The following is a 17,154-nucleotide window of genomic DNA, read 5'->3' on the forward strand; positions in this document are numbered from 1 at the left end:
CCACCCAACCCCATCGGGGTTGCGTCCTTATTTCTATTCGGGATTCGTTCGAAACGGAAAACGCTAGGTATGCGAGATCGCGTCGACCGGGCATCCGGTTTCGGCTTCGAGCGCCAAGGCTTCTAGATCTTCGGGTACGGGATCCAACTTGACCGTCGAGATATCGTCGGACAGTTCGAATACATCGGGGCAGGCCTCTTCGCAAGCGCCGCATCCAATGCATAATTCCTGGTCTACTTTGAACTTCATGGTTTCATCTCCTTGGTTGGATCGGGTTGACCTTATTCCTGCTCGGGCTTGGGGGCGCGGGACATGAGGTCCAGCATGGCCTGGCGCGGGTCTTTGCCTTCGTGGACAACAGCGTTGACCTGCTCGGTGATCGGTACGGAAACACCGAGCTTGCCGGCCAATGCCGCCGCGGCCTGGCAGTTCCAGACCCCTTCAGCGACCATCTTCATGCTGCCCATAATGTCATCGAGCGTTTCGCCCTTGCCGAGCCGTTCGCCGACGCCGCGATTACGGCTGTGCCGGCTCATGCAGGTGACCATCAGGTCGCCGATGCCGCTGAGTCCCATAAAGGTTTCGGTCTGGGCGCCGAGCGCTGCGCCGAGGCGGGTGATTTCGGCAATGCCGCGCGTCATGAGCGCCGCCTTGGAATTGTCGCCAAAACCGAGGCCATCGCTGATGCCCGCAGCCACGGCCACCACATTCTTAAGCGCCCCGCCGAGCTCCACGCCCACCACATCCTCGAGGGTGTAGACACGGAACGCGTCGTTCAAAAAGAGCTGTTGGATCTGTTCGGCAATCGAATGGTCGCGCGCGGCAATGGCCACGGCGCAGGGAACCCCGCGGGCGACTTCTTCGGCGTGGCTCGGGCCGGAGAGCACGGCGACTTCGCGACCGAGAATTTCTTCGGCCGTTTCGCTCATGCGTTCGTGGGTTTGTTCGTCGAGCCCCTTGGTGGCACTGACGATCAACGCACTCGCAGGAATAAACGGCTTAAAGGCTTCGACGACGGGTTTGTAAAAGCGCGACGGCACAACCAGCACCACCAGGCCGGCATCCTTCACGGCCTCGGCATGGTCGGAGGTCCAGTTGAGGGAGGCCGGCATTTTCACACCGGGCAGATAGGTTTTGTTTTCGCCCGTCGTCTTGATTTCTTCGAGGTATTCCGGAAAAGGCCCCCACACCGTGGTTTCGTGCCCATTGCGGTCCAGCACCATGGCCAGAGCCGTGCCCCACCCGCCGTCTCCGATTACTGCAACTTTCATACCTTTGCCTCTTTCTTTTTTCCGAACCGGCTTTCGGTTCCGTTCATCAGACGTTTAATGTTGGCACGGTGCAGCCAGACAACCAACAGCGAAAGAATCGAAAGCGCGATTTTTACCGCCACAGGCTTTTCACCTTCCACCCAAACCGTAATGCCGACTGCGATAGCCGCAATGATGGAGGCCAACGAGACGATGCGCGAAAGCACCAGGCAAATCACCCAAAACAGGAAACCGACGGCCACGGCCACCGGCGCAATGCCGATCAGCATCCCCGCGCTGGTGGCCACGCCTTTTCCTCCCTTAAATTTGAGATAGACCGGAAACGTGTGCCCGATAATGGCCGCCATGCCGAACAGCACGCCCCATTCAAAAGGCAGCTCGCCAATCTTTGAAAAGAAGAAGGCCGGAATAAATCCCTTGAGCGCATCGAGCGTGAAGGTGAAGATGCCCCACCCTTTGCCGACCACACGAAACACGTTGGTGGCGCCAATGTTGCCGCTGCCGTGTTCGCGGATGTTGACCCCGCGCGACTTGGCGACGAGCAGCCCGAACGGAATGGCGCCGAACAGATAGGCCGCCAACGTTAGTAAAATAATCCCGATTTCCATTTAAAACCCCTTTCCTATTTTCCGAAGAGCCACTTGCCCAGAGTATTGAGATCGTCCTTGAACTCTTCGTTCTCCCGGATTTCATCCACCTGCTCGCCGAGCATCTCCACGGCGGCCTCGCCCAGCGTTTCCGGCGCCTTGTCTGAGCCAAGCTCTTTGCCGGCCACTCCCCTAAGTATGGAATCGAGCAGGTTCGGCGCATTGCCGCCGATGGCGGAATAGAGGGCCTGCTGGATATCAATCACCGGTTCCTGCAGCGTGCCCTCCACCGGCACCGTAAAACGGAGCGAACCGATGGAGCCAAGGCCGCCGAAGCGCTTCGCCAGCTTGTCTTCGAAGCGGATGTCCGTCAGGCTCAGCGCCACGGCGGACCCCTCGAACCGGCCTCCGCGGCAGAAAAACTGCGGATCAAGCCCGAACGGCGCGGTCCGAATGCCCATCCGGCTGTAGATTTCGTCCATGATGCCTGGATCAATCTCAAGAATCTTGCCCGTGAGGTCGAACGACGGCTTCTCCATATCGGTTACCGGCGCCAGCTTGAGCCTAAGGTCGGTGACGAAGCTGGTGCGCCGGTCGCCGAGCGAGCCGATCACGGCCAGTTCGCCCCACGGCGCATTGGCGGCCTGGAGCGTCGAAATGTTTTTGCCGATCAGGCTTAAATCGAGGGCAATATCGAGCTGGTTGAGCTTAAAGTCGACATAACGCACCGTGGCGCTGCACTGCAGCGCATTGATCAGCAGCTCCGGCAGCGGTTCGGGTTCGAGAGGCGGCGGCATGGGCCTTCCCGGCACCGGCCTCTCCGGCACGGGGACTCTTTCAGGCGCGGGTTTTCCCGGGCGCGGAGACGGCCGCTGCACCGGCGGGACGGGTTCGGGCTGCGGAAGCCCTTCCTGCAGTTTGTTCAGGTTGATTTCGCCGTCCTTGTTGCGGATAACGTTTACGATCGCGTTTTCAACCTCGACGTTCTTCACCAACATCGGCCCCGGCTTAAGGAGCGAGAGAACATCGACCTCAATATTGATCCGTTCGATGGAGGCTAGGTTTTCGAGCAGAAAGCCCTCTGGATTTTTAACGGCTACATCTTTGAGGTGCATTTCGCCGGCCGCGGCATTCAGCGAAAGCCCGCCGACCGTGGCGGCAATGCCGGTCTCTTCTTCAATACGCGGCAGCACCACTTCTCGCATCGCCTTGGTCAGGCCATACTGCAGGAAAAGGTGCAGCCCCACCAGAATAACGATGCCAAGCGCAAAGACCGACACCAACACTTTGAACATGGTTTTCATTCTGTTCCCTCTGATAAATTATGAAGCATACAGAACTTGCCGGATTAATCCACTGGAGAATTCCACCGCATGGGCCTATAACCAACCGCGTTCCAGGTAATGGAACAAAGGGCGCCCCGCCGTTTGCGAAGGTTGCAAAAAGAGCACGGTTAGTCTTTGACAACCGGAGGGATAGTGAGTAACTTTCGCGATCATTTTTTGAGAATAACGACGGAGGATATACCATGTCGATGCACAGCAGTTTGAAGGGAGCGGCCAAGATCCGCACGAAACGCAATGTTCTGAAGCGCTTTGAGCGCGTTGAAAGCCTGAAGAAAGATGGTCGTTGGAAAGACGGCGATCGCGCTTTTGGCCTGCCCAAGACCAAGCCCGAAGCTTAATTCGCGGATTGGATTGATTTGCATAGCACTCCAGGCCTGGCCGGGGGTGCTTTTTTAGTGATTAGGTGCAAACCATGCAGGAACAGGTTCGACTACAAAAACATCTGGCCGATTGCGGCCTTGGCTCGCGGCGGTTTTGCGAAAAACTGATCACCGCCGGCCGGGTGAAGGTTGACGGAAAAACCGTTACCGAACTCGGCACAAAGATTGATCCATCCCAGCAAAAAGTGGTCTGCAACGGCCAGCCCGCGATGATCGACCCGCCCGTCACCCTGCTTTTGAACAAGCCCCCCAAGGTTATCTGCACCTCCGACGATCCGCAAGGGCGCACTACGGTGCTGGATTTGCTCGAAGACCTCCCCGAGCGCGTCTACACGGTCGGCCGGCTCGACTTTATGAGCGAAGGCCTGATTATTGTAACCAATGACGGCGATCTGGCCCACGCCCTGATGCATCCGCGCTACCATGTGGAAAAAGTCTACAAAGTGTGGATCGACACGCCGATCGGCTTCCACCAGCTGCAGAAGATGAAGCGCGGCATTCCCAATCAGGGCGAAACCCTGCGCGTACTCGACATCGACGAAGGCCAGCACACCCGCAAGGGCGTAGAATACACCATCACGCTGGGCGAAGGCAAAAACCGCCACATCCGCCGCTTGATGGACCACTTCGAAAAGAAGGTCTTCCGCCTGATGCGCATCTCCATTGGCCCCATCCGGCTCGACAACCTCAAGCCCGGCGAGTGGCGTCGCGCCAAGCCGTCTGAATTAAAAATACTGCGACAGGCTATCTCCGAAGCAAGCAAAAGCGATAAAAAGTGATGCTTGTATACGCCTAAGCATCTCTAATCATCGTAAACCGCTTGACTCAAAAGATTAAAAATAATAAAAAACCCTCTTGACTAAATAGCACAATACACTACCGTATTTCTCATATTTAAAACATTGAGAGCGGCGTGAGGGAACTGGCCCGATGATCGCCCGGCAACCTGGAAACAGTTAAGGTGCCAAGGCCAGGCTTTGCAGCGCAAAGCAACGATGTGTTCTCGAAAGAGAAAATGTTCGATGTCTTTCCTCAGAGTATTCCTTGCCCGTTTCGTAAAATTAAACGAAAAGGAAATACCATGAGCAAACTGGAAACCCAATGCCTCCACGCCGGATATGAAACCGTGGAAGCCACCACCAACTCGCACGCCGTACCGCTGTACCGCACCGCGGCCTACCGTTTCAACAGCACGGAACACGCCGCCAACCTCTTTACCCTCAAAGAGCTCGGCAACATCTACACCCGCCTGACGAACCCGACCACCGATGTGCTCGAGCAGCGTGTGGCCGCACTCGAAGGCGGCGCCGCCGCCCTGGCCGTCTCTTCAGGCACCACCGCCATCTTCTACAGCATCATCAACCTGGCAAAATCGGGCGACGAAATCGTTGCGGCCAACAACCTCTACGGCGGCACCTACACGCAGTTCAACGACATCCTCCCGTCGATGGGCATCACCGTTAAGTTCGTCGATCCCACCGATCCGAAAAACTTTGAAGCGGCCATCACCGAAAAGACCAAGGCCGTCTATGCCGAGTCCGTCGGCAATCCGCTGCTCGACGTGATCGACATCCAAGCCATCGCCGACATCGCGCATGCCCACGGCCTGCCGCTGATCATCGACAGCACCTTCACCACCCCCGCCCTTTGCCGTCCGCTTGAACACGGCGCCGACATCGTGGTGCACTCGCTGACCAAATGGCTCGGCGGACACGGCACCGCCATCGGCGGCATTGTTGTGGACTCCGGCAAGTTTGACTGGACCACCGGCAAGCACCCGCAACTCTCCGACCCGGAACCGAGCTACTGGAACGTCAGCTTCGCCAACGACCTCGGCGACCTGGCCCCCCTCGCCTACATCCTGCGCATGCGCCTGATTCCGCTCCGCAACCTCGGCGGATGCATTTCCCCCGACAACTCCTGGATGGTCCTGCAGGGCATCGAAACCCTCAGTCTGCGCATGGAGCGCCATTCCGAAAACGGACTGGCCGTGGCCAAGCATCTGCAGAGCCACGACAAAGTCGAGTGGGTCCGCCAGCCGGGCCTCGAAGGCGATCCGTCCAACGAGCTGGCGAAGAAATACCTGCCGAACGGAACCGGCGGCATGGTCATCTTCGGCATCAAGGGCGGCGCGGAAGCAGGCAAGAAGTTCATCGAGAGCCTCGGGTTGTTCTCGCACCTCGCCAACGTCGGCGATGCGCGCAGCCTGGCCATTCACCCGGCCAGCACCACCCACTCGCAGCTCTCCGAAGAGCAGCAGGCGGCGGGACGCATCACGCCGGATCTGATCCGCCTCTCTGTAGGGCTTGAACATATCGACGATATCCTGTCTGATATTAACCAAGCTTTGGCGAAAGTGTAGCCAGCCCTCGGCTGGCGGAAGATTGAAAGACTGGAAGATTGGAATAACTGGATTGTTGGATGAACGGGCATCTCTGCCGGAGCTTTAAGCCCATTCATCCACCCTTCCATTCATCCACCCTTCCGCCGCCTGCCAGGCGGCAGGAATTATCATGGAAACAAGAAGCAAATTCTACACCTACGGAGAAGACGAAAAATCCCGCCTCGTGTTGCACGACGGGCGCGATTTTGGCCCTGTCACACTCGCATACGAAGCCTACGGGAAACTCAACGAAGCCAAGGACAATGCGATCCTGATCTTCCACGCACTTTCGGGGTCGCAGCATGTGGCCGGCTTCAACCCGGAAGTTCCAAACACGGGCGACCGCTGGAATTCCGAGTGCCAAACCGGCTGGTGGGACGGCTTTGTCGGGCCGGGAAAAACCATCGACACCGACCGCTTCTTCATCATTTGCGTGAACTATTTCGGCGGATGCTACGGCAGCACCGGCCCCTCCTCCATCAATCCGGAAACCGGCAAGAAATACGGAGGCGACTTCCCGCATTTCACCTTCGGCGACATTGTCGACTCCCAGATTCCGCTGTTCAACGCGCTGGGCATTGAGCGGTTCCACGCCGCGGTCGGCTCATCGCTGGGCGGCATGCTGGTGATGAACTTTGCCTCGCGCTATCCGGAACGGGTCAACCGCATCATCCCGGTGGCCTGCGGCCTCGAGTCCACCACGCTGACGCGGGTGCACAACCTCGAACAGATCCTCGCAATTGAAAACGACCCGAACTTTTGCAACGGCCACTACTACGACGGCCCGCGCCCGCTGCGCGGCCTCGCGCTGGCCCGCATGATTTCGCACAAAACCTTCGTGTCGCTTCTCGACATGGAAGCGCGGATGAGCGACAAGTGCGAGCAGGAGCACGACGAGTTTTCGTGGTACAGAATCCGCACGCCGCTGGAATCCTACATTCTGCATCAAGGCCGGAAGTTTCTGCGCCGCTTCGATGCCAACACCTACCTCTACCTCATCGCCGGCTGGACCAACTATAATCTGGCGCGCGACTTCGGCACCAAGGACTATGCCGAAGTATTCAAGGGATGTGAACATCAGGAATATCTCGTGTTCAGCATCGATTCCGACTGCTGCTTTTATCCCGATGAACAGGAATACCTTTTTCAGAAGCTTCAGGAAAACGGGATTGCATCGGAATACATCACCGTCCACTCCGAAAAGGGCCACGACTCGTTCCTGCTCGAACCCGAACTCTATTCCGAGCCCATCCGCAACATGCTGGAAAAAACTTAAACACTAAGGCACAAAGAACACCAAGAGGCCTGCTTTGTGGAGCTTTGTGCCCTTTGAGCCTTCGTGGTTAATAATTGGAGCTGTCATGATTGTTTTACTTTCCCCCTCAAAGAGCATGGACATGGAACCGGCGAAAGCGGCCGATTTCACGCAGCCGCAGTTCATCGAGCAATCCAAGAAACTCGTCTCCAAGGCCCGGAAGTTTTCCGTCGCCGAGCTGATGGAGTTTATGGAAATCAGCGAAAAACTGGCTGAACTTAACCGCCAACGCTTCAAGGACTGGAAACCGCCCTTCACCACGGAAAACGCCAAACCGGCCGTGCTGGCCTTCACCGGCAACGTCTACGACGGACTCGACGCCAGCACGCTCAAAAAACGCGACCTCAATTTTGCGCAAGAGCATCTGCAGATCCTGTCCGGCCTCTACGGACTGCTCAAGCCGCTCGACCTCATTCAGCCCTACCGCCTCGAAATGGGCCGTCCGCTCGAAACGCGCGGCGCAAAAAACCTTTACGAATTCTGGAAAACCACGATCACCGCAGAGCTGAACGCCGCCAAAGGCAACCTGCTGGTCAATCTGGCTTCGCAGGAATATTTCAAGGCCATCGACAAGCGCGCGCTCAACAAAACGATCGTCTCGCCGGTCTTCAAAGACGAAAAAAACGGGAAGCTCAAAATCATCAGCTTCTACGCAAAAAAAGCGCGGGGCCGCATGGCGCGCTACATCATTGAAAACCGCATCAAGGATTCAGATGGCCTGCTGGACTTTGCAGCCGACGGCTATCGTTGCGATGCCGCCCTCTCCAAACCCGACGCGCCCGTCTTCACGCGTTCAGAAGTGTAGCGCGCGCTTCCCGACTTGTCCGGCGGAGCCTTGGCGAGGGAGGGAGAGAGCTTCCTATTTCAAAGAACTGTCAATCCACAACTAAGAAATTCGGTGTGCAGTGCGGTTTTAGGGTTGCTTTCTATTTCAAAGAACTGTCAATCCACAACTGGCGGCGTTGTTTGTCATTTCGGAAACAGTTGCTTTCTATTTCAAAGAACTGTCAATCCACAACAGACAGCCAACCCCCCAAAAACCAGACCCCGTTGCTTTCTATTTCAAAGAACTGTCAATCCACAACACCTTTGCTTGTGGGAAGAGGACTTGCTGTGTTGCTTTCTATTTCAAAGAACTGTCAATCCACAACGAATTATACCGCATCAACGCTTTCTTTTTAGTTGCTTTCTATTTCAAAGAACTGTCAATCCACAACAGGGCTACAGGCGCGGCATTTTTCAAATTGGTTGCTTTCTATTTCAAAGAACTGTCAATCCACAACTGAAAGACCCTTGCGGTCTTGATGAAGGAAGTTGCTTTCTATTTCAAAGAACTGTCAATCCACAACGAGCCGATAGGCGTCAAATCATCCCAATCGTTGCTTTCTATTTCAAAGAACTGTCAATCCACAACACTTCCCGGATCTTAAATCCTTCCCATTCGGTTGCTTTCTATTTCAAAGAACTGTCAATCCACAACACGCCCTTGAACCGGGTGTCGCCCAGCTTTGTTGCTTTCTATTTCAAAGAACTGTCAATCCACAACTCGGGGTTGGCGATTCGGATGTACAGGCGAGTTGCTTTCTATTTCAAAGAACTGTCAATCCACAACAACGTTGGCGATGTGTATGAAACAACCATCGTTGCTTTCTATTTCAAAGAACTGTCAATCCACAACGTCCAACATTAAGCTGTGGTCCAACTCGTAGTTGCTTTCTATTTCAAAGAACTGTCAATCCACAACACGGAGTGCAAAAAATGCAAAAATCAGCAAGTTGCTTTCTATTTCAAAGAACTGTCAATCCACAACCGCCGGCCGGTGACGGTGCCGTGTGGTAAAGTTGCTTTCTATTTCAAAGAACTGTCAATCCACAACAAGAAGGATGCCATGGGATTCAATACGCTGGTTGCTTTCTATTTCAAAGAACTGTCAATCCACAACACCAATGCTTGTTGTTCGGGGGCTCGACCGGTTGCTTTCTATTTCAAAGAACTGTCAATCCACAACAAGGTTAGCGGAATGGGCGCCACTATTAATGTTGCTTTCTATTTCAAAGAACTGTCAATCCACAACGGCTGGCGAATCGAAGCCGACCGCTTCGTCGTTGCTTTCTATTTCAAAGAACTGTCAATCCACAACCGCCAGCGTTTCAATATCGAACTGCTCCGCGTTGCTTTCTATTTCAAAGAACTGTCAATCCACAACATAGTTGCAGCACACGCAGTAATGAAGCTTGTTGCTTTCTATTTCAAAGAACTGTCAATCCACAACGTGATTGTGGAGACCACCTATAACACCGGCGTTGCTTTCTATTTCAAAGAACTGTCAATCCACAACGGTGCGGCTGTAATCGATTGTCATCATCAGGTTGCTTTCTATTTCAAAGAACTGTCAATCCACAACCGCCAGCGTTTCAATATCGAACTGCTCCGCGTTGCTTTCTATTTCAAAGAACTGTCAATCCACAACACCAAGAGCGCGGAGTTTGCCGGCGCGATGTTGCTTTCTATTTCAAAGAACTGTCAATCCACAACGCCCGGACCGTATTCCCGATTGCTGTAGATGTTGCTTTCTATTTCAAAGAACTGTCAATCCACAACGGAGGGGCTGGAGCGGTACGGCAACATCGTGTTGCTTTCTATTTCAAAGAACTGTCAATCCACAACGTGGTGATTAATCGAGTCTCCGGAAACCATGTTGCTTTCTATTTCAAAGAACTGTCAATCCACAACCTCAACATGGTACAGCTTCCACGGGTCAACGTTGCTTTCTATTTCAAAGAACTGTCAATCCACAACGTGCAGGAGCTGATCGAACAGCTGTGGAATGTTGCTTTCTATTTCAAAGAACTGTCAATCCACAACCTCCCACTCGTCGTACTTCGCTCCGGAATCGTTGCTTTCTATTTCAAAGAACTGTCAATCCACAACTGCGACGACCAACGAACGGCGGTGGAGAATGTTGCTTTCTATTTCAAAGAACTGTCAATCCACAACGTTGCCGCTCGCGATGATGCCGGAGTAGAGGTTGCTTTCTATTTCAAAGAACTGTCAATCCACAACGCGGATGAAGTCGGAGCAGGCGTTGTGCCGTTGCTTTCTATTTCAAAGAACTGTCAATCCACAACGCCCTCGATGCGCAGCCCGGTTTCCGCGTGTTGCTTTCTATTTCAAAGAACTGTCAATCCACAACATGGCCAGAGCAAAGGCTATCACAGCCTTCGTTGCTTTCTATTTCAAAGAACTGTCAATCCACAACGGCATCCCGAAAGAGGAAGCCCTTATCATGGTTGCTTTCTATTTCAAAGAACTGTCAATCCACAACGCCCTATGAGCAAACGCACCGCCTATCACCGTTGCTTTCTATTTCAAAGAACTGTCAATCCACAACAGCCTCCGGGCGGCGGAGCTGATGGACGATGTTGCTTTCTATTTCAAAGAACTGTCAATCCACAACGCCGTCTGCACGAAGGCCCTGGCGCGGGACGTTGCTTTCTATTTCAAAGAACTGTCAATCCACAACGGTGTCGATCAGACCCTGCACGAGGTCGTCGTTGCTTTCTATTTCAAAGAACTGTCAATCCACAACATAGCCGCCGTAACCCTCTGTTTTCCAAGGAGCTAGCAGTTGCATGTCTCAAAGAAAATCGGCATGGCACCAACCATGAAGTACATTCCCAGTTCATTTTTTGCATTCTACCTTTCTTTACAGTAACCACCAGTCAGAAAAATTCCAGCTGGCTCGGTTTTGGCGGAAGAGGAGTTGTCGCCTTCCCCCAGAAATTGATTATGTTGCCATATTGCTTATCGGTAATCCGAAGAATACTGATCTGCCCTTTTGAGGGAACCAGCTTGTTTACCCTCTTCGTATGCACATCGGCGCTTTCTGTACTGCCGCAGTGCCGTGTGTATACGGAATACTGCATCATGGTGAATCCGTCATTCAACAACCGCTTGCGGAACACGGAAGCATCGTGGCGCTCCTTTTTCGTGTTTGTCGGCAGATCGAAAAATACAAACAACCACATGATGTGATACGCGTTAAGCCGCACCTCCGACATCCGAGACCGCCTTCATTACAGGATAGTCCACCTTCTTTTGTTCGCCGCCAATGCAACGCGCCAACGAGGCCGTTGTATACGACAGACCAACCATCAATGGCCGCAAGGTGTTCGTTAGATGAACATCCGCGGCTAGCAGCTTGAGCAACTGCTGTTTGTGTTCCCTGGAAAGCTCCTCGATGGGCGCTTCGGCTGCTGCCCAAATTTCATAAACCACTTCATCCGCATAGGGGCGGTACGGTTCCATAATATCGTCCGCCAGCGCATAGGCGTTGTATTTATTGTGATGATGAATTCCAATGGCCGGATAAAGCCCCGAACCCACCAGCGACCGGGCAACCGCCGCGCGCAGGATGGCATAGGCATAGTTCAGCAAATGGTTCGGCGCACCGCCAAAACGTTCGCGGCGAAAATCGTCGCCAAACAAGTTTTGCCAATAGATCCGGGCAGCCGCACCCTCGCGATTGTCCGTGTCGCCGCTCTTGACACTCCCTGCATGTCGCAACAAGGCCTCCACCCCGCCGGACTCTGTCCGTTGCAGCATGGCCGCCTGATTCTTGATTTTTATCTCGACCGTCTGCTTCCACAGTTGCTTTTTCAACGGCTCCGACATTTCCAACTGCGATGCCAGCGTTTCGGCATGGGTTGTATTGCCATCGAAAGGAACACTCATCGCGGTTGGATGATGCAGTTTGTCGCAAAAAACAACAGCAGCATTGTTAGCGGTCAACTCCTCAATCAAGCGAAGCGACAGCGTAATGCTGTGGTTATCCAATACCACAAATCCAATATCCTCAACCGGCACCGTCCGCACTTCGCCCTCAGGACGCGGCGTGTAAACCAACTGACCGTTCTTGAACGAAAGGTGAGCCGCCGACTCGAAATAGACTGTTCGCTTTAACATCGAGCTATCTCCCCCAGCTCAGATATTCCTATCTTGATCGGGTTAACGCCCCTGAATTTTTTGAAGCTTTTAATCATCACCTCTTCGTTTTTATTGTTTAGGGTCGAAGCCAAGTGATACCGAAAAACATACTCAAACCCATCGTCTCCAGAATAGAGTTTCTGAACTCTATACAGCTTCTGACTCAACAACGCCGGATCGCAACTTATTTCTCCAAACTCGATGTCACCAGCTCCCAGAACAACCATATCGTTCTTCTCCAAGACAAGCACCTGCTCATCCGCATCGTCGGGCAATTCATAAACATCCTGTTTTTTCATAGTGCGCTGTACCGCATCCCAGAAGGAGACAATTTGTTCCTTCAACTCACCTTCTGAATCCTTGTAAACCAACACATGATGATTATTTCGGGGATTCACATATTGGTTTTTTCCTTTTTTCCACTGACGGGCATTGTTAATGGTTTCTTCCAGACGGACTTTCTTAATCGGAACTGGGCTGCCGTTTTTCTTCGGATTCGGAGGTAAAAACAATCGTGGCTTGCCATCTTTGAAAAATGCATCAGCAGGTATTTTCACCCCCTTTTTCGATTTGATATCAATCCCGCAGTTATCCCGCAAATGGTCTAAAACCAATTTTTTAATCGTCTCATCTACAATCTTTTCTGCCTGTTTATGCGTTTCCAAAGCAGTCAGCGCTTTGCGTCGATGATATGATTTCGATCCATCAGTAAGATTAACATATTCACCAAATACGTTGTCCTTATGCAACTGACCGCGCACAGCCGTGCCTTTTTTTCCTTTGCTGACCACCCGCTCATCCTTGCGATAAGAAACGAGAATTTTTTCGACGGCGGACTTCACGTCGTTTTCAAAACCCTCCCACGGTGCACTGAAGACAGGTTTGTATTCTTCAGGGTGCTCCTTTGAGCGAAAGCGGCTCAATGCATTCAAATAGCTACGCTTTGTGAGCGCGATAGTTATGGCATCAACGGCGTGGTGCCGTTGGTCTTCGCGGTTCTTCTTGGGATCAAACTTTATTTCTGCTGAATATTTGTCGATCCACACCGTTCCCTCAACCACCCTCTGCCCCTTGGCAATGTCAGGCACCGGGTTTTCCATAAGATGGAAGCGGGGCGTATGGCTGAAGAGTTCGGCGACAGCGTAATACTTACCTGGCACCTTGTCTGTTTTTGCAACAAAATCACGGTCGATATCCGAAACAAATATGCCGGATTCATCCACTGTTCCCTGCATTATGATTTCACTATCGGCATGCTCTGGAGGCGGATTCACTGCCCTGACAAACTGGGGAGCATCGAAATCGGGTTCCAGAATCAACCAATACTTTCCGTCGGGTGCATCGGTCTTGCATTTGTAGATATAGCATTCAAACACGCCGTCCTTTACCTGCCCAAACAGCTTTATCTCCTTCTTCGTCGTCCTTGGATTTGATTTAGCATCCACGGGACGCTTGCTTTTCAGAAAAAGTTTGACCCAGCAGGAGCCGTCATCTTGTTCCGCATCCAGAACTACCGGGATACTGTCATGATTGAACTTACCTTTTCGAATCATGCCCTTGAAAACGATGTAGTCCTCTCCCTCATCCGGCCGTTCTAGATACTTTGGCGTCAGCTTTAGATTGGGTTTTAAAACCAATCGCGCCCAATACTTACCATCCGCTTCTTCAGGTGCATCGAGTTTTAATACGAGATGCTTGGCATCGAATTTTCTTTTTTCCACACCTCCGGCCCCCAAGATTTCATTCGCATCGGTATCCGGCTGATTGTTCTTCCGCTTCGACAACGAGATCGCCTGCCCGTCCTGATCAAGCACAAGGTAATAGTCCCCCACATCGGATGCTGCCAGATCACCAAGCAACCGATCTGCGCCGATAGAACTTTCCAGAACATTGTTGAGGCCCCAAAGGTGGCGCAACTCGGAAGTGAGCTGCCCGGGCATTACATGGACATCTCTGCAAATTTCCGACAGCACCTCCACCGCTTTCTTTGCGATGTAACGGGTGTCGTTCAGTTGACGTACCACAAACTTCTCAGCATCGACAGGTTCCTTCGAAGCGAAACGCCTTGCCTTCTCATATGGAAGCAATGCAAATGCACGCCTTGCCACATCATCCCAACTGGATGCGCCCCACAAACCAGGATCGGAGTTGCGTAGGTAGAACTCATAAGGAGTCTCGTCACCTTTCATTCCGTTGATTTCTGACTCGCAGAGCGTTTTATTGCCGAATGAATCATTCAACGACTTGCTGTAGGGCATGATATGTTCAATTTGTATGGTATTATTCGCACCCAACAAATTGGATAGCGGGATCGTTTTCCCTGTGTATGGGCTTTGCGCACGTCCTGCCCGCTTTTCAAGCTCCATAAATAAAAGCATTTTTTGAAGGTTTTCGCGGGAAGGCCGCAAACCATACTCCGCCAACCATTCGCGAGCTTCATCGTTCTTCTTTTTGTTTTCGTCAATAACCCTGCTCAGTTCCCTCCGCCGTTTCTTGCCGTTCTTCAGGTCGCGCCCCATTTCAACGTGGATGAATTCGAATCTGAAGTTTGGATCGTCTTCCCGATACTTGGCCATCAGCGCATTCACCACCATCCGCATTTCATGCAACGCCTGCTGCACGATAGGATTCCGAACATCTTTAACAGGAGACAGTTTGGCCGCATTTGAATTTCGCCTCTCAACATCCTGACTATGGTGGTAGAGCTTTCCAAAAGCGGGGGCATTCTCAGAAAAAGCATAACGGTTTGCCGGATCGGAAAGGTATGCCTTGATCTTCTCAATAACATCCCCTTCTCCATTCTTTTCCTTTAAGACCTCCAATACGTCAGCCTGAATTTTTTCCTTTGTTTCATCCGTTAGGTAGTCATCCCAACGCCGTCCAAAGGCATTTTTCACGCCACCCAAAATGACCGACGTGCTGTAAAATAGTCCTTTTTTGAGGAAAGGAAGAATGTTCCCGATGGCTTTTAATGAGACCCGGGAATAGTCATCCTTAAACCGAACCTTATCTACCTTGCCTAGGTCAAGCCGAACGCCGTATGTCCGGGCAATCTTCTCACAGAGCATATCGGAATCTGTATAGGTGTAGAAACAATGCCAGATTTCCGGCAAGTGTTCCTCCAGCACACTCTGCCACTCCTTGCCCTTATCAAGCTTGCTTAGCTTGCAAATCGTGCTGTTCGCGGGAACCTTAAAATCCTTTTCGTAATTAAACTGCTCCGAAAACAGCTCCAGCTTTTTCACCACTTCCTTGAAATCAAAGTCCCGATCCTTGCTGTTCATCAGTTCCAACACAGTCGCGCGTTGCTCTCTCGTCAGCCGTTGCCCGTTTCCATACTTGATATTGTTGATGAACTGATGTGCACGAAACAGCTCGAACGCCGGATGGGAAACCGGGCATGGTTTCTTGCTGTAGGTTACAGGCTTGCCGTCTTTGCCGCGCCGAACCGTGCCATCCAACTGGATCACGGGCAGTCCGTCTTCAAACGTACAATTGCCCAATGTTCCTTTTTGCGAGCGCAGGTCACGTTGCCAAAACAATACGCTTTCGTTGCTCTTGAACTTTAGTCGGCCATCTTCCTCCCAGATTTTGCCCGCCAACAATTCCTTGAACGGCATGTCTTGAGTTGAAACCAAAAAGGTATGCTTTCCTTTCCGCTCAAAGCAGACCCGATCCGCCCCGAATTTCTTCCTCAGCTTTTCCGCCTTCTTTTGATTGCGTGCCGAGTCCTCTCCTCCCTGAAGCTTCCGAACCTTCCTGTAAACAACCGTGCGCCCATCCAATCCCAGCTTGTCAGCCTGCGCCTTCCAGATTTGCTCAAACTCCTCTATATACATCTGCCGGGTAGCATAGCGCCCGCGGGCTCGAATCTCATTTCCCTCGGAATCACAGCTTTTCGCGTATGGCTTGCCGGTTTTCGGAACCACCGCATTCAAATACTGTCCAAATGACTGACTTCCTGTTTTTGCCATTTCGGACACTGTCGTATTGATCGGCAAAACACCGGGTTTTCCCTTTTCAAACAAGGTTTCTGAATCCTTTGCTTCGCCTTTCCGACTGCTTAGAAAACCCCGGCGCTGGATCATATGGTAGAACACGCGCCCTAGCTCGTGTGCAGATACAGTTCCCGCAACCGCCCGCGCACGCAATTCATAAGGACTCAAGCGTATCCACTTCATGAACTCATCACTGGCAGGAAATTTTCGGCCTTGCGATTTCTTCTCCTTGTCCCAACGCCGCCACAAATCAAGCTCCTTAAGTGACAGCGGGCACATGCCCTGTTCAATCAAAACCTCCAGCAGCTTCGCCTTGCGCATGCGTTTCCGATAAAATTGCCGACGTGTTTGACGGTTTTTCCGGCGCGTCGCATTTTTCGTTTCCTCCTTATCGCCAGATCCAATGGTCTTGCTCACCACGCCTTCGGGAAAGATCCGCACCCCGGCATCAACAATCTTTTCCTGCACCTCGTCAATAACCGCCCAACCAATGCTGTTTGTTCCCAAATCCAACCCAAGAATGCGCTTGCTCATTTTATGCTCCTTCCAATTTCCTATTGACTCGTTTCCTGAAAACACCTAAACAGTCTCTAGAAATGCATTAAGAACTGTCATTTCACAATAAGGCTATATGCCGAAGGTCTCTGACCTATTACCCCGCTTCGGCGGGGTTTCTTTTTTTCAGTTACCACCAATCTTCAGCAATATTCAATCAAAACACGTATAATGCTTACGCATTTATTTAAAAAAGGCGAGTGATTCGTCTTTTTTTCTATCTTCACAATAGAGCAAACAAACTACTCCTCTCTCAAGATCTCGTGCGTTGCCGGTGTCCAATCACAGGGAATCACGCCACCCACAAAGAATCGAGTAGGCAAGGCTGAGTGA

At 52.2% G+C, this 17,154-nt stretch carries 12 protein-coding genes, 1 CRISPR repeat array and 1 riboswitch; of the genes, 5 read left to right on the plus strand and 7 right to left on the minus strand.

Going from position 1 to position 17,154, the window contains the following annotated elements; translation table 11 throughout:
• Window positions 1-63: 63 nt before the first annotated feature.
• From SCARR_RS13700 to SCARR_RS13715, 4 genes are read right to left on the minus strand one after another with little or no spacing between them, the layout of a single operon-like run.
• Complete coding sequence (locus SCARR_RS13700) at window positions 64-249, minus strand: ferredoxin (protein ID WP_136062251.1); 186 nt, start codon at window positions 247-249, stop codon at window positions 64-66.
• A 32-nt stretch (window positions 250-281) separates the two neighbouring features.
• Complete coding sequence (locus tag SCARR_RS13705) at window positions 282-1,271, minus strand: NAD(P)H-dependent glycerol-3-phosphate dehydrogenase (protein ID WP_136062252.1); 990 nt, start codon at window positions 1,269-1,271, stop codon at window positions 282-284.
• Complete coding sequence (gene plsY, locus SCARR_RS13710; protein ID WP_136062253.1) at window positions 1,268-1,879, minus strand: glycerol-3-phosphate 1-O-acyltransferase PlsY; 612 nt, start codon at window positions 1,877-1,879, stop codon at window positions 1,268-1,270. Before plsY ends, SCARR_RS13705 begins: the two co-directional genes overlap by 4 nt.
• A 14-nt stretch (window positions 1,880-1,893) precedes the next feature.
• Entirely contained in the window at window positions 1,894-3,162 is a 1,269-nt protein-coding gene (locus SCARR_RS13715; RefSeq protein WP_136062254.1) for an AsmA family protein, read from the minus strand.
• A gap of 224 nt (window positions 3,163-3,386) precedes the next feature.
• Here SCARR_RS13715 and SCARR_RS13720 point away from each other — a divergent pair, with 224 nt between their 5' ends.
• The 5 genes from SCARR_RS13720 to yaaA all read left to right on the plus strand — a co-directional run bounded on the left by SCARR_RS13720 (window position 3,387) and on the right by yaaA (window position 8,087).
• A complete protein-coding gene (locus tag SCARR_RS13720; RefSeq protein ID WP_136062255.1) occupies window positions 3,387-3,542 on the plus strand; it encodes a small basic protein in 156 nt (51 codons plus the stop codon).
• A gap of 74 nt (window positions 3,543-3,616) precedes the next feature.
• The gene (locus SCARR_RS13725) at window positions 3,617-4,363 is read left to right on the plus strand and encodes a pseudouridine synthase (RefSeq protein ID WP_136062256.1); all 747 of its coding nucleotides are present in this window, start codon (window positions 3,617-3,619) and stop codon (window positions 4,361-4,363) included.
• A gap of 117 nt (window positions 4,364-4,480) precedes the next feature.
• Window positions 4,481-4,586, plus strand: a riboswitch (SAM riboswitch).
• A gap of 79 nt (window positions 4,587-4,665) precedes the next feature.
• Window positions 4,666-5,946 (plus strand): O-acetylhomoserine aminocarboxypropyltransferase/cysteine synthase family protein, encoded by a 1,281-nt coding sequence (locus tag SCARR_RS13730; RefSeq protein WP_136062257.1) that lies wholly within the window; start codon window positions 4,666-4,668, stop codon window positions 5,944-5,946.
• A 151-nt stretch (window positions 5,947-6,097) separates the two neighbouring features.
• Window positions 6,098-7,243, plus strand: a complete 1,146-nt coding sequence (metX, locus tag SCARR_RS13735; protein ID WP_136062258.1) for a homoserine O-acetyltransferase MetX — start codon at window positions 6,098-6,100, stop codon at window positions 7,241-7,243.
• Window positions 7,244-7,328: 85 nt separating this feature from the next.
• Window positions 7,329-8,087: a peroxide stress protein YaaA gene (gene yaaA / locus SCARR_RS13740; RefSeq protein ID WP_136062259.1), complete on the plus strand. Its 759-nt coding sequence runs from the start codon at window positions 7,329-7,331 to the stop codon at window positions 8,085-8,087.
• A 46-nt stretch (window positions 8,088-8,133) separates the two neighbouring features.
• Window positions 8,134-10,871: a CRISPR direct-repeat array (repeat unit 36 nt; unit sequence GTTGCTTTCTATTTCAAAGAACTGTCAATCCACAAC).
• A 133-nt stretch (window positions 10,872-11,004) separates the two neighbouring features.
• Here the strand turns inward: yaaA and cas2 are convergent.
• Genes cas2 through cas9 form a run of 3 tightly spaced genes read right to left on the minus strand, consistent with a single transcriptional unit; the run spans window position 11,005 to window position 16,800 of the window.
• Window positions 11,005-11,343 (minus strand): CRISPR-associated endonuclease Cas2, encoded by a 339-nt coding sequence (gene cas2 / locus SCARR_RS13745; protein ID WP_136062260.1) that lies wholly within the window; start codon window positions 11,341-11,343, stop codon window positions 11,005-11,007.
• Complete coding sequence (gene cas1 / locus SCARR_RS13750) at window positions 11,324-12,247, minus strand: type II CRISPR-associated endonuclease Cas1 (RefSeq protein WP_136062261.1); 924 nt, start codon at window positions 12,245-12,247, stop codon at window positions 11,324-11,326. The genes cas2 and cas1 overlap by 20 nt, the downstream gene beginning before the upstream one ends.
• Complete coding sequence (gene cas9, locus SCARR_RS13755) at window positions 12,241-16,800, minus strand: type II CRISPR RNA-guided endonuclease Cas9 (protein WP_136062262.1); 4,560 nt, start codon at window positions 16,798-16,800, stop codon at window positions 12,241-12,243. The genes cas1 and cas9 overlap by 7 nt, the downstream gene beginning before the upstream one ends.
• Window positions 16,801-17,154 lie beyond the last annotated feature (354 nt).

The sequence above is a fragment of the Pontiella sulfatireligans genome (assembly GCF_900890705.1).
GTDB classification, from domain to species: Bacteria; Verrucomicrobiota; Kiritimatiellia; order Kiritimatiellales; family Pontiellaceae; genus Pontiella; species Pontiella sulfatireligans.